This is a genomic window from Plantactinospora sp. ZYX-F-223, assembly GCF_039649625.1.
Taxonomy (GTDB): domain Bacteria; phylum Actinomycetota; class Actinomycetes; order Mycobacteriales; family Micromonosporaceae; genus Plantactinospora.
In genome coordinates this window covers 1-14267 of the sequence record NZ_JBDJAV010000050.1, presented here as the reverse complement: position 1 = coordinate 14267, position 14267 = coordinate 1, and the positions used below count along the sequence as shown (strand labels likewise).

The window sequence follows — 14267 nt, the reverse complement described above, 5'->3', positions numbered from 1 at the left end:
CGCCCGGTTCATCCGTCCGGTAGGGGCCCTGGCCGCCGGTGCGCACAATTCGCCAACAGACGTCCCATCACCCGCGTTCGGGCCGGGTCGCCGCGACGCGGGCAGATCCACGGCCCCCGATCGGGCACGTCGGACGCTACTGACCGCGTCTGACCCGGCCAACCCCTAACGCACCCCTAAGCAAGCCCGGGACCAGGGCCGCGACGAGCGACGACATGCCGCTATCCCGACCCGCCTACCGACGACGGGCGCCGCTATCCCGCCCGCGTACGCAGGATCAGGTCGGCGGCTGCGCTGACCCCGCCCGCGTCACGCAGCCGCCGCTGCCACTGTGCCGCGGATCTGGCGAAGGTGGCGTCGCCGGTCAGCCGGGACAGCTTGTCCACCAGTTCGTCGGCAGTCACCCCGCGCACGTCGTCGACCATCAACGTCGCGCCGCCCTCGACGAGCCGGACCGCGAGGTCCCGGGTCTCCCAGGAATGGGGCAGCACCAGCAGTGGCTTGCCGAAGTACAGGCCGTGGTGCGCCCCGTTGCCACCGTGTGTGAGGAACACCCGCACGTGCGGATGGGCCACGATCTCGGTCTGCGGCACCCACGACTCGATCCGCAGGTTGGGCGGCAATTCGGCCGGCAGCCGGTCCTGCTGGGACAGCGGCATGGTCCACAGCACGTGCCGGTCGGGACCGACCCGGGCGACCGCTTCGACGATTGCGTCGGTCTGCCGCCGCGAGGTACGCATCATCGTGCCGAGCCCGATGTACACGACCGACTCGTGGGCGTCCAGCCAGTCGAACAGGTCCTGGTAGGGCGCAGTGTCCTGACGCATCACCGGCACCATGGTGCCGAGCATGCTCAGGTGTTCCGGAACGTTCGGGAACGGGTACTCGATGCCGAACACCGAGTTGCCGATCACCGCGGCCGCGGCCTCGGCGTACACCGACGGGATGGCCATCGGGTTCTTGATGCCCTGCGCCTGGCGTCGGCGGAAGAACGCGATGTTCCTGGCCGCGTGGGACGGTTGGAGGAGCGCAGCCGCCTGGGCGAGCTTGAACAGCAGGTTGGCGGCGTGCTGACGGGGTGTCATCCGCAGCGGCAGCCCGGAGAGCGCGGCGGGGTAGCGCAGCGGCACCTTACCCGGGAAAACGTAGCTGACCGGGGTGGCGATGTTCACCACGTACGGCACACCACGGGTCATGGCCGCGTCCAGCCCACTCTGGCTGTGTACGTCCACCACGATCAGCGCCGGCCGTATTTTGTCGATCGCGGCGAGGGTCTGCTCGTACCGCCCCTCGGAGTGGGTGCGTCGGACGGCCTCGTTCAGGAACGCGAGGAAGCTGCCGACACGCGACGGCGAGTTCACCCGTGCGTAGGTCTCGTCGTCCCAACTGGCCGGCGACAGCGCGGGCTCGGCGGGCCCGACGGAGACGAACCGCACTGGGCTCGCGCCAGGAATGGACTCGACGTCCGCCTGGCGGTCGTCGCTGCTGGCGAACCACAGCCCGGGGACCCCGCGACGGGCCAACTCCCCGGCGATCGTGAGCAACGGACTGATGAGCCCGGCGTGCGGCTCGCTCACGAAAAGGATCGGACCTACGCCTGACGCGTTCATCTCCACAGCTTCCCGTCCACGGTCATCCCTGGTAAGGCGTTCGGTGGTGTCGATCCGGTGCCGCGCTTGTCGACATCCCGGGTGTCACGGTGACGACCGTCGTTCCCGGTCGCCGATGCGCCGGTCACGGGCGCGGGCCCACCGCGTCGCTGGTGTACGGCAGCAGTCCGTCGGAGATCGCACCGATCACCCTCGACGCGACCTCGGTGAGATAGAAATGGCCGCCCGGAAACACCTGGACGGTGAACTCCCCGGTGGTGTGCTGGCGCCACGCGTCCGCCTCGTCCCTGGTGGTACGCGGATCGCTGGCGCCGACCAGCACGTACATCGGGCAGCTCAACTCCGGGCCCGGACGGTGCCGGTACCGCTCGATCGCCCGGTAGTCCGCGCGCACTGCGGGCAGAATCATCTGTCGCAGTTCCTCGTCATCGAGCAGCGCGGCGTTGGTCCCACTGAGCGCACGCAGTTCGGCGATGATGCTCGCTTCACCCCGCAGGTGCAGGGCTTCCTCACGGCTGCGTGAAGGCGCTCGCCGACCGGAGGCGAACAGCGCGGCCAGCGTGACACCGGCCTCGTGCTCAAGGCGCCGGGCTACCTCGTACGCGATCACCGCACCCATGCTGTGCCCGAAGAACGCCACCGGGGTGTCAATCTGCGGCCGCAGGGTACGCAGCACCTGGTCGGCCATGTCCTCGATCTTGTCGAGGCACTGTTCCCTGCGCCGGTCCTGGCGGCCCGGGTACTGAATCGACAACACCTCGACGACCGGTGCGAGCGCCTCCGACATGGGGAAGTAGAAACTGGCCGAGCCACCCGCGTGCGGAAAACAAACGAGTTGCACCCGGCTGTCTGGCGCCTGATGGAACCGGCGGATCCACAGGTCACTGTCATCGGACGAGGTCGTCATGATTTCGTGTTGAGCCTTTCGTTCGGTCGTCGGACGAGAGGTCTGCGGTGGGTACGACGACGGGCACAGGGGACCGGCGCAGCGCCGGACCGGACGGCGCCGACGCTCGACAGGCACATTTGTGATTGCCAGAGACCGTCACACGTGCGCGTCTCCTCCGGCCACCCCTAACTGCCCCTAAGCTGGACCGTTCACGGCCTCGACGTGGGCTCCGGCCGCTGCGCAATCGTCGCGCCTGCCCTGCCGAACCGAGCGGCCTGGCCGACCCGACCGCCGCGCGGGACCGCCGGGTAAACGCGACTAGGGGTCGCGGTAGGGGTACGGCCACCGCCGTCTCCGGTTCGTGCCGGGCCCGGGATGTACGCGCTCCCTTCGAATAGGGGTAGGCGGCCCGATGAGCCGACAGTAGTGTCCCGATCGTCCACTGGAGAATCGGTCCGTGCACGTCACGCGTTGCGTACACGTCATCTCGCGGGAGGGGTTCATGGATCGCGGCGCACACGTCACCGAGTACACCGATGTCGAGCAGGGGTTCGCGCGTTCCGCGCTCACCTTCGACAGCCCGCTGATGCCGATGGACCGGTTCTCTCAATGGTTCGCGCAACGCGCCGAAGCCATTCCGTTCAGCGTCTCGCAGATACCGTTCACCGAACTTTCCGGTTGGCGCTTCGCTACTGACACCGGCAATCTGGTACACGATACCGGACGCTTTTTTTCAATCGAGGGTCTACACGTCCGGACCGACCGGGAGTGGATCCGGAGCTGGACGCAACCGATCATCGTGCAGCCCGAGATCGGCGTGCTGGGCATCCTGGTCAAGGAGTTCGACGGGGTGCTGCACTGCCTGATGCAGGCGAAGATGGAGCCCGGCAACGTCAACACGGTGCAGCTGTCGCCCACGGTGCAGGCGACCCGCAGCAACTACACGGGCATTCACCTCGGCGCCAGTATCAGGTACCTGGAGCACTTCACCGGCGCGCGCGACGGGCGGGTGATCGTCGATGTGCTCCAGTCCGAGCAGGGCTCCTGGTTCCTGCACAAACGCAACCGCAACATGGTGGTAGTGACCGACGACGACGTCTCCCCGCACGAGGACTACTGCTGGCTGACCGTGGGCCAGCTCCGCCGACTGCTGCGCTACGACCACGTGGTCAACATGGATACCAGGACAGTCATGTCGTGCATACCCATCGCTGTTCCCACGGCCGAGGCACTGCGCGGCGTACCGAGCGGTGGGGACGCGTGGTTCGCCCGGTCGGTGCTTGACTCGTTCGACCCCACGGCAGGCTCCCGGCACACGACGAGCGAGGTGCTGAGCTGGCTCACCGCGTTGCGTGCCCGTCAGGAGTTCGTGCAGCGGCGCGTTCCGCTGTACACGGTGGCGCAGGACGGCTGGCTGCGCGGCGAGGAAGAGATCTCACACCGGTCCGGCAAGCACTTCCGGGTGATTGCAACCGCCGTGCAGGCGGGCAACCGCGAGGTGACGTCGTGGACGCAGCCGCTGGTGGCACCGATCCAACCCGGCCTGCTCGCCATCATCGCCCGGCGGATCGACGGCGTTCTGCACGTGCTCGTACAGGCCCGCGTGGACGCCGGGTCGCTGAACGGTGCCGAGATGGCCCCGACCGTGCACTGTCAGCCGGCCAACTATCACGGGGTCCCGGCCGAGCACCGGCCGCGCTACCTGGACCTGGTCCTGTCGGCCGACCCGTCCCGCATCCGATACGACGTCATGCAGTCCGAGGAGGGCGGCCGTTTCTTCCACGCGATGAACCGGTACATGGTCGTCGAGGTGGACACGGAGTTCCCGCTCGACACCTCGGACGAGTACCGGTGGATGACGCTCGGGCAGCTGACCGGCCTCCTGGCGCACAGCAACTACCTGAACGTAGAACTGCGCAGCCTTATCGCCTGCATCCAGAGCATCTGGTGACCGCGCTCGCCGGGCCCCGCGCGGCCGGTCCCCTACGGTTCGGTGTGATCGGTTGCGCGGACATCGCATGGCGCCGGATGCTGCCTGCCATGGCCGCCGCGAGCCGGATCCGGGTGACGGCCATCGGCAGCCGCGACGTCACGCGGGCGACCAGGTTCACCCAGCGGTACGGCGGCGTGCCTGTGGCCGGCTACCAGGCCGTACTCGAACGCGACGACGTGGACGCGGTGTACATCCCGCTGCCGAGCATGCTGCACGCGGAGTGGATCGAACGGGCACTGCTGGCCCACAAGCACGTACTGGTCGAGAAGCCGTTGACCGCGCAGCCCGCCCGTACCGACGAGTTGCTGGATCTTGCCCGATCCCGAGAGCTCACGCTCGTGGAGAACTCCTCCTTCCTACTCCACAGCCAGCACCGGCTGGTACGCCGGATGCTGGACGAGCAGGCGATCGGGACGCTTCGGGAGTTCTCCTGCGCGTTCACCATTCCGCCGCGACCGGACACCGACAACCGCTACCAGTTGGCAGTCGGCGGCGGCGCGCTGGTGGATCTCGGCGGGTACCCGGTCCGCGCCGCGTTGCACTTCCTGGGTCCGGAGCTGGAGGTCTGCGGGGCCGTCCTCCGACAGGAACGCCGACGCGGCGTGATCATCTCCGGTGCGGCCCTGATGACCACACCGGAGGGCGTCACCGCGAGGCTGACCTTCGGAATGGAACACTCGTACCGATCCGGGTACGAACTGGCGGGTTCGCTCGGTCGGCTGTCAGTGGACCGCGTGTTCACCCCGCCTCCGACCTATCAACCGGTGATCCGTATCGAGCGGCAGGACCATCGCGAGGAGTTCCTCCTTCCCGGCGACGACCAGACGGACAACATGTTGACCGCGTTTGCCTCGGCCGTACTCGACGGGACGGACCTCACCGACGCCGCAGAGGGTTCCCGCCGGCAGGCCGAGCTGGTGCAACAGCTACAGGCTCAGGCCAGGCTCGTGACGTTCTGAGCGCTGGTCGCTGCGGCCGGCCACACATCATCGAGGGGGTGGCGAGCGTGGAAATCACGCCGATGACGGTTCCGAACGCTTTCCGGATCAAGCCGGAGCAGCTGTCGGACAACAGGGGGTACTTTTATGAGGCATTCCGACAGAGCCTGTTGTCGGAGGCGATCGGCTATCCGTTCAGGATCCGCCAGGCCAACCATTCCGTTTCGGTCCGCAACACCCTTCGCGGTATCCACACCACGGTCCTGCCACCGGGTCAGGCAAAGGTGGTCACCTGCGTACGGGGCGCCGTGCTCGACATCGTGGTCGACCTGCGGATCGGGTCTCCCACCTTCGGCACGTTCGACATCACCCGACAGGACGCCGAGTCCGGCCTCTCGGTCTACCTGGCCGACGGGATCGGGCACGCCTTCCTGGCGCTGACCGACGACGCCTGCATGAACTACCTCTGCTCCGAGGAGTACCTGCCGGGCACGATGGTCGACATCGACGCCCTCGACCCGGATCTGGCGCTGCCCTGGCCGCTCGACGAGCCGCCGATCAGGTCGAGCAAGGACGCGAAGGCGCCGTCCGTCGCCGAGGCGGCGAGGATGGGCCTCTTGTCCACGTACGACGAGTGCCTCGCCCATTACGCGATGCTGGCGGCATCGGTAGCCTGATCTGCTGGCCGTGGGACGTGGGCACCGCGTCAGCGCGGCCGGCCCGGCCCGGGCTGTCCGTCGATGAACGGTGGGCTACTGGATTCGGTACGCGCGTACGAGGGTCTGAATTGTTGTGTTGCCAGCGCTGTCAGTGGTGCTGGCCCGCAGTGAGACGTACCCGGGCCGGGTCGGGTGGATCAGCGTGGCGATCCCATTCCGGATGGTCGCTCTCTGCCAGGTCCGACCGTCGTCGTAGGAGGCATCGACGGTCAGTCGCCGCACGTCGGCGTGCGGGGCGCCGGGCTGGCGTTGGACGGTGACCGGGATGTCGAACGACCGGCCGGCCGGGGCTGAGTTACCGGCGGCCAGGGTGGGGGCGAACCGGACTGCGGAAACCGGCAGGCGGGCGGGGGTGTCGCCATCGACGTGTCCGGACCGGAACGTCCACTCTGCGGTGACCTGGGTTGTCAGGTCGCCGACCGCCTGGGTGAGGTTGAGTTCCAGCCGGTAGTCGGCGCGTCCGGCCGGCACCTCGAACTGGCTGTAGTCGAAGGTGTCGTTCTCACCGATCAACGCGCCGTTGCGGTACAGCCTGGTACGGATCGGGTCAGGGACCGCGTAACCCGCGTGTCCGGCGCTGTCTCCGTAGAACGGTATGTCGACCAGGATCTGATCCCCCTGCCGGGTGACCCAGTGCGCGGGCCCCACGGGTTCGGGGAACACCAGTCCGTACGGTCCGGTGTTCCACCGGTCGCGGTACTCCCGCCCGGCTTGGTACGTCACGGGTGCCTGGAGGAAGAAGAGCCGCTGGTCGATCAGCCCGGTGTCGTCGGGGACGCCGATGGCAACATCGGAGCTCCACCGCACCTGGTCGGTGCTGTAGAACTCGACGCGGCGCCCGGAACGGGGCAGCGGCACCTTCTCGGTCAGGTTGCCGGTGTTGTACTCGTACACGGGCGTGATGAGCCGTACGCCGGTGAGCCCCGGCCCCGGCGGGCCGAACTCCTGCTGTACGGTCGCGAACTCTCTGGCCTGGTAGTGGCGGGTGTAGCCGGTCGGGAACCGGCCGGGGAACGGCTCGGCGACTGCATAGAGGTACGGGCTGTCGGCGAACGTTCCGTCCGTGTCGGGGAGCGCCCACTGGCTGGCGACGACACCGACGAAGTCGGGCGCGGCCGGTGCCGGGCCGATCTGTCGGCTGCTCAGGACCTCGAAGCTGGCGGCCAGCAATGCGTCGAAGTGGGAACTGCCCCCGTGGTGCTGTGTGTACGACACCTCGATCAGCACCGGTCGAGCGGTCGGATCGGGCACCGTCGTCCGGATCGGTTCCGCGGTACGGGCGTCCAGCACGACCGTGGTGTCCCGGTCGACGGTTACGGTCGGCCGCACCAGGAAGGCGCTGTCGTGCTCGGGCTCGGCTGGACCGCGGGGGGTCCAGATGACCGCGTTGACGTGGTAGGTGCCCCGGGGGACCCGGATGGTGGCGGTACCGTCATCGTCCCCGGCCCACTCGTACACGCCCTGTTCGAGGTCGAACAGCTTCGGTGCGCTGAGACCGGTGGGGGTACCGGTCTTGTCGATCGTGGTGACGGTGACGTCGTAGCTCTCGACCTCCTTCTCGACCCACAGCGGAGTGATGACCACTGCCGAGCCGGCGGTGGCGAACAGGTAACCGGAATAGCGCCCGTCGGGGCCGTCGACGGTGGTGTCTGCGGTGACGGCGACCTCGGTATCGCCGCCTGCCGGCACGGTCACCGAGCGGCTGGCGGGCGTAAAGAGGCTGGCCGGTGCCGGCGTACCATCCGGGCCGGTGGCCTTGACGGTCAGGTCCAACGTCACTGCGTTGGTGCCCGAGTTGCGGTAGGTGACGGTCCGTACGATCGGCGCGTCGTCCTCGTGCGGCCACGCCGCGCGGCCGTAGCCGAGACTGACCGGGGTGCTGGTCACCGTGTGCGTGATCGCACCGGCCACATCGATGCGGCCGGCACCCTGCTGTTCCGGGGTGAGGTCGGGGTTGGTTCTCGCCGAGCCGGTGAGGGCCGCCTTGAGGCGTTCGGCGGTCCAGTCGGGATGGCGCTGAGCCAGGAGCGCCGCCGAACCAGCGACGTGTGGGGTGGCCATGGAGGTCCCGGACGCGGTGACGTACCGGTCGCCGACGGGGGCACCGAGCTCGGCGTCAGCGGCCCGGGCCGCGACGATGTCGACGCCGGGTGCGGTGAGGTCCGGTTTCACCGCACCGTCGAGCCGAGGGCCGCGGCTCGAGAAGTCGGCGAGCTGGTCGGCCCGGTCGACGGCGCCGACGGTCAACGCCGCGTCAGCGCTGCCCGGCGAGCCGACCGCCCGGTCCGCGCCGCTGTTGCCCGCCGCGACCACAAAGAGGGTGCCGTACTCGGCGGTGAGCCGGTTGACCGCCTCTTCGAGTGGGTCGATCTCCGGCGTGTCGGGGCCGCCGAGACTGAGGTTTACCACTGCCGCCCGCTTGTCGACCGCGGCCCAGTGCATGCCGGCGAGGATCGCCGAATCGTCACAGAACTCGTTCGGGCAGACCTTGCCGGACACCAGCGTCGCCTCGGGTGCGACACCCCGGTACCGGCCACCCGAAGCAGCTCCGCTGCCGGCGATGGTGGACGCCACGTGGGTGCCGTGACCGGTCAGGTCACCGCCGTCGGTGGCATCGGTGAAGTTAACCGAGTCCGCCACCCTGCCGGCCAGGTCGGGATGCCCAGCGTCGACACCGCCGTCGAGGACCGCGACGGTCACCCCACGGCCGGTGTATCCGGCCTGCCAGGCGACCGGTGCGCCGATCTGCGGCACGCTGGCGTCAAGCGAGATCCGCCGCGTGCCGTCCAGCCAGATCCGGTCGATGCCGCCGGCGGTCTCGCCGCGCTGTGCCCGGTTTCGAGCGGTCACCGCGTTCCAGAAGGCGGTGGCGTCGGACTTGTCGGCCCTCACCGCCGCACCGGAGATGGCGGGCAGGTCGCGGGTGACCCGGGCCCCCGCCGCGACGAGCGTATCGCCGCCCCTGCGGGCGGCACCGGGACGATGGGCGACGATCAGCGGCAACGTGCCCCGGGCGTCGTCGTGGTAGCCGGCCCGGACCAGTCCGGCGACGTCGAAGAGCCGCCGATCGATCTTGCCCGTCTGGACCAGGCGCTGGGCGTCGCTCGGGACGACGTACACATTGTCACGCTCGCGCCGGACCACGAACTGGATGTGGCTGCGGCCCTCAGCCGGCCGCACCGCGATCCTCTTCGCGTCGGCGGACGGGAGCGAAACCCGGTCCCCGGTCAGGAGGGTGACCGAGAATCGCGTGGCTCCGCGCTGCTCCCCCGTCGTCCGCTTGCCGGTCGCGAGCGGGTCGGGGGCGACCGGCGGCGCCAAGCCGAGCACCACGCCGAGCACCACGCCGACTCCAAGCACCCCGGTCAGGACGCTGCCCAGTCCCGCAGAGCCCTCCCGCGATCGGCACACCGTTGACGGTGCCCACGTCTCAGGCGACACCGGAGGCCTCCGCTCGTGCCGGCCCGAGGGCAGGGGCGAGCGCCCAGCGTCGGGCTAGGACAATCGCCTCGCCGAGTGCGGCGGCCACAATCGCGGCCTCGATGGCAACGGCCGGCAAGGCCGTACTGTAATCGACCAGCGCGGCGAGGCCCATCACCACCGGCGTGGCCAACGCACCGGCCAACGGCACCAGCAGCGCCATCCGCGACACCGTCCGTCCGATCACCGCTGTTCCGCGCATCCCCCAGCGCACCGCGACCAGCGCACCGACCAAAACGAGCAGGGCGAACGCGAGGTACTGCGACGTCAGCAGCCACAGATTCGGCTCCAGCGGCAGCGGTCTTTCCCAGAGGAGGATCCAGGCCAGGACCAACCCTGGGAGCGCGCCGGCGAACGCGGTCAAGAACAACCGCCTGAACTCGTACGACACGCGACGCACCCCGGCCCCGGCCGCGAGATCACGGACGAACCCGCGGATGTCGCCGCCCAGCAACTGACGCGGCGTCAGCCCCTCGGCCGCCGCCCCGGTCAACTCGCTCCACAGGTCGTCGACAAGCCCCGCCCGGTCGGCCTCGATGACCCCCATGACCCGCCACTCCCGGTCAGCGAGGGCTATGACCTCTTCGACTGAGATGTCGACGCTGCCTTTGTCTACCTTGCCCATGTTCACCCCTCGGTACTCGACGTCGAAGGCGCCACGCCCGCGAGCGTGGCGTTGATCGTGTCCACGAAACCGGCCCACTGCCCGGCCCAGCCGTCCAACGCCTGGTGGCCCTGCGGCGTCAGCCGGTAGACCTTGCGAGCCGGTCCACTCGGGCTGTCCTGGAGTTCGTCTGCCACCAAGCCGAGCCGACGCATCCGGGTGAGTAGGGGATAGACGGTGCCGTACCCCACTGCCTCCAGGCCCGCGGCGTTGAGACGGCGGACCAGTTCGTAGCCGTGTGTCGGCGCCCCGGCCAGCAACGCGAGCATGCACATGTCGAGCACCCCACGAAGCAACTGGGTACGCCGATCCACGGCGGTCACGTTCTCGGGAACTACCATGCCTCGCATAATAGTGAGCTATTATGTGTTGTCAAATAGCACCGAGCGCCTCCGGCAACTGGCGCCTCCCGACGCTGGTCAACCGGGCACCGCTGCTAGACCGGCGTGCACCCTGGGGGAACCGCAGGTGCCGGCCGAGGCGTCGTGCACGACAGCGATCTGCTCGGCCAGCTCGGTGTCGACCCGCTGGCCAGGCGACGGACCGGCGCTGCGGTGCCGGCAGCCAGGGTCATTGCGTTGTCGGGTTGCCGCTGGCTACGGCGTGGATGAGGTCGTGTGGGCGGCGGTTGGCGCGTCGGGTCGCGCGTCAGCCCGAACGCTGCGAAGGTGTGGAGCGCGACGCTGCCGTCCCCGTGGCCAGTCAAGCCCATGCGCATGGCGTGCAGATGGTCTGCCGCGATGTTCGTGGGCTGCGTAACCGCATGACTTCATCTGGTGCGGGTTGGTCCGGCGGTCATCTCAGGCAAGGGCTCCTACTTCACAGCCATCGTCGACGACCCGCCTGGTGGCGCCGCAGCCGCGTGATGCTCTCGCCCGTCCCCGGGGTTGCCAAGAGAACCGTTTCCATCGATACTGTTAACTGTTTCGAGCCGGGCACGGTCGGGTGGAGTGGCAGCCCATGACCGCATCGCTGAACGTCGCTGCGACGTCCCGGGCTCTGCGGGGTTGCCGCACGGCCACGAGGCAAGCTGCCATCTCTTGATCAGCCACTGACGGCATCCTGTCGCCGATCGATGGTTAACGCTCATTTTCTCGACCTCATCCCCCACCGAAAGGGTTCGAGATGCGCACTCACGTGTGTCTTCGCACTCGTTCAGCGGCCGTTTCACAGTGGCAGAGCGGGTTCGGCGCGGTCACCGTCAAGAACGCCGCCTACCGCGGCACCATCGCCGGCAACGCGTCCACCACCGTCGGATACACCGCCAGCGGCAACGGCTCGACCGCCCCCGCCGGCCTGCGGCGTACCAGCCCGTGCCGACCGGTCGACCGCCGGCAGAACGCGCCCTTCCATCCCCATCTGAAAGGAGAACCTAGTGATCATTAGCTCGGGCCGCCCTAACATCCGTTCGATAATCATCGTGCTGGCGATCGCGGCACTCGCGATCACTGGAGCGGTAACGGTACTGGCGAGAACCACCACCGCGGCGGCCGCCGCGGCCGGTGTCGAAGACGAGGGTGCCGACTGCCCGGTGCCCGGCAACGTCTCGTTGACCTCCAACTCCCGGCTTCCGGATCCGTTCCGGAAGATTGACGGTAGCCGGATCACTACCAAGGCCGACTGGCGGTGCCGGCGGGCCGAGATCAAGGAGCTGGCTGAGCGGTACGTCTACGGCCAGAAGCCCGCGAAGCCGGCGACCGTCACGGGCACGGTCTCGAACTCCAGCATCACGGTGAACGTGTCGGACCAGGGCCGAAGCACCAGCTTCTCGGCGAGCGTTCAACTGCCGACCAACGGTGGCAGCGGCCCGTTCCCGGCCGTCGTCGTGCTGGGCGGGTTCGGCGCGGACACGGCCACCATCCGATCCTCCGGTGCCGCCGTCATCAACTACGACCCCTACGCGGTGGGCCGCGAGGGCACCCCCCGGAACAACAAGCAGGGCGCGTTCTACAGCATCTACGGCGCGACGAGCAGCACCGGCCTGCTGGCCGCATGGTCCTGGGGGGTAAGCCGGATCATCGACGTCATCGAGCAGTCCGGCGGCAACGTCCTGCGCCCGGACATCGGCGTCACGGGATGCTCGCGGTTCGGCAAGGGCGCCTTCACGGTCGGTGTCTTCGACCAGCGCATCGCGTTGACCATGCCGATCGAGTCGGGCAGCGCCGGCGTGCCCATCTTCCGCGGCATCCCCGGGGAGGGCGCGCAGAGCCTGAGCAGCGCCTACGGCGAGCAGCCGTGGCTGGGCGACGCGTTCGGCTCGTTCACCAGCAACCCGAACACGCTGCCGGTCGACCAGCACTCGGCAGTCGCCATGATCGCGCCGCGCGGCCTGTTCATCATGGACAACCCGCACATCACCAACCTGGGTCCCAGGTCGGCGAGCGTGGCCGCCCTGGGCGGCGCGGAGGTCTACAAGGCACTCGGTGCCGGCGCCAACATCACCTACTGGTCCGACGTGGCGGACGGCAGCCACTGTGCCAACCGGGCCGAGTGGCGGACGCCCCTGCAGCAGAACATCCAGAAGTTCCTGCTCAAGACGGGCAACGCCGCTGGCGTGATGCGGATTTCCAGCCGGGCTGCGGGCAACCTGGCTGACTGGCGGGACTGGACCACGCCGACGCTGACCGACGGCCCGAACACTCCGCCACCCACCACCCCGCCGACCACCCCGCCCACGACTCCCCCGACCTCGACTCCGCCGACGACCACCCCGCCGGTCGGTGCCTGCGCCGCGACGTACCGCACGGTCAACGCGTGGTCCGGCGGGCACCAGGGTGAGATCACCGTCCGAGCCGGCAATTCGGCGATCAACAGCTGGCGGGTGTCCTGGACCCTCGCCAGCGGCCAAACCATCACCCAGGTCTGGAACGGCACGTCGAGCACCAGCGGATCCACGGTCACGGTCCGCAACACCTCGTACAACGGTCCGCTCGCCGCGAACGCCTCCACCACCTTCGGCTTCCTCGCCAATGGCGCCCCGACGACGCCGTCGCCGACCTGCGCCAGCCCGTAATCCACCTGTGCGCCTCGGTGGGCGGCCAGGCAACCCGGCTGCTCACCGAGCGCCGCCCAGCTCGACGGTGCCGCTGAGCAGCCGATGGGTCAATGCGCGCCCGCCGGATACCGCAAAGCCTCACCATATTGATCGATGTTTGCCGATATTCGGGAACCCGGCTGGGCACTGGGCAGCCTCTGCCGGAAGGCGTTCCCGTCCATTCGTCCCTTAGGAGGATTGCCCATGCCTACTCATCGTTACCGGTCCACGGTGGCGGCCATGGTCGCCGCCACCGTGGTTACCGGGGCCGGGACCGTCACCGCGATCACGGCGCAGCCGGCGGCCGCAGCCGCCGGCTGTGGAGTCACCTACACGGTCGCGTCGCAGTGGAACAACGGCTTCACCGCGAACGTGAGCATAACGAACCTCGGTGATCCGCTGACCGCGTGGACGCTCACCTGGAGTTATACCGGTGGGCAGCAGGTCACCCAGGTGTGGAACGCCACCGTATCGCAGAGCGGTAGCCAGGTTACCGTCCGCAACGCCAGCTACAACGGCAATCTCGCCACCAACGGGACCGCGTCGTTCGGCTTCAACGGCTCCTGGAGCGGCAGCAATCCGGCGCCGGCGAGCTTCGCGCTCAATGGCACCACCTGTACCGGCGCCCCGTCCACCGGCACCCCCACCACCACCCCGACCGGCGGCGGCCCCACGACACCGCCGCCCAACAACGCCGGCTGGGGCCGGGCGCTGCCGCCGGCCGGCGCGGCGCACAGCATGGCGTACCACATCGTCGCGGCCGCCGACGGCACCGGCTACGTACCGCGGGCGAACGAATGCTCGCGCGAGGTCCACGCGCGCTACTGGGCGTACGGACCGGACGGCAAGGTGTACCCGACCTGGCACCCGGCGCGCGATCCGAGCGGTTGCTCGTTCGGGCACGAGCACGGCGACGACCCGCGCACCTCGGACCTGTACA

10 protein-coding genes are annotated in these 14267 nt (G+C 68.9%); 5 read left to right on the top strand and 5 right to left on the bottom strand.

Annotated elements, in window-relative coordinates; genetic code table 11:
• Nucleotides 1–254 precede the first annotated feature (254 nt).
• Together AAH979_RS35070 and AAH979_RS35065 are read right to left on the bottom strand one after the other, a co-directional pair.
• Entirely contained in the window at nucleotides 255–1577 is a 1323-nt protein-coding gene (locus AAH979_RS35070) for a glycosyltransferase (RefSeq protein ID WP_346262427.1), read from the bottom strand.
• Nucleotides 1578–1734: 157 nt separating this feature from the next.
• Nucleotides 1735–2517, bottom strand: a complete 783-nt coding sequence (locus AAH979_RS35065) for an alpha/beta fold hydrolase (protein WP_346262426.1) — start codon at nucleotides 2515–2517, stop codon at nucleotides 1735–1737.
• Between the two features lie 568 nt (nucleotides 2518–3085).
• Between AAH979_RS35065 and AAH979_RS35060 the strand changes: the two genes are divergently transcribed.
• The 3 genes from AAH979_RS35060 to rfbC are packed head-to-tail and all read left to right on the top strand — an operon-like array spanning nucleotide 3086 to nucleotide 6107.
• Entirely contained in the window at nucleotides 3086–4450 is a 1365-nt protein-coding gene (locus AAH979_RS35060) for an NDP-hexose 2,3-dehydratase family protein (protein WP_346262425.1), read from the top strand.
• Nucleotides 4447–5451, top strand: a complete 1005-nt coding sequence (locus tag AAH979_RS35055; RefSeq protein WP_346262424.1) for a Gfo/Idh/MocA family oxidoreductase — start codon at nucleotides 4447–4449, stop codon at nucleotides 5449–5451. The genes AAH979_RS35060 and AAH979_RS35055 overlap by 4 nt, the downstream gene beginning before the upstream one ends.
• A gap of 38 nt (nucleotides 5452–5489) precedes the next feature.
• Nucleotides 5490–6107, top strand: coding sequence for a dTDP-4-dehydrorhamnose 3,5-epimerase (gene rfbC, locus AAH979_RS35050; RefSeq protein WP_346262423.1), 618 nt, complete (start codon nucleotides 5490–5492; stop codon nucleotides 6105–6107).
• Nucleotides 6108–6182: 75 nt separating this feature from the next.
• On the opposite strand, the gene AAH979_RS35045 is transcribed toward rfbC, so the two are convergent.
• From AAH979_RS35045 to AAH979_RS35035, 3 genes are all read right to left on the bottom strand, one after another.
• Nucleotides 6183–9509, bottom strand: a complete 3327-nt coding sequence (locus tag AAH979_RS35045; RefSeq protein WP_346262422.1) for a S8 family serine peptidase — start codon at nucleotides 9507–9509, stop codon at nucleotides 6183–6185.
• A gap of 70 nt (nucleotides 9510–9579) precedes the next feature.
• Nucleotides 9580–10254, bottom strand: a complete 675-nt coding sequence (locus AAH979_RS35040; RefSeq protein WP_346262421.1) for a hypothetical protein — start codon at nucleotides 10252–10254, stop codon at nucleotides 9580–9582.
• 2 nt (nucleotides 10255–10256) lie between these two features.
• Nucleotides 10257–10634 (bottom strand): PadR family transcriptional regulator, encoded by a 378-nt coding sequence (locus tag AAH979_RS35035; RefSeq protein WP_346262420.1) that lies wholly within the window; start codon nucleotides 10632–10634, stop codon nucleotides 10257–10259.
• A 1034-nt stretch (nucleotides 10635–11668) separates the two neighbouring features.
• Here AAH979_RS35035 and AAH979_RS35030 point away from each other — a divergent pair.
• Entirely contained in the window at nucleotides 11669–13306 is a 1638-nt protein-coding gene (locus tag AAH979_RS35030) for a cellulose binding domain-containing protein (RefSeq protein WP_346262419.1), read from the top strand.
• 225 nt (nucleotides 13307–13531) lie between these two features.
• A partial coding sequence (locus AAH979_RS35025) for a cellulose-binding domain-containing protein (protein ID WP_346262418.1) occupies nucleotides 13532–14267 on the top strand: 736 nt, incomplete at its 3' end.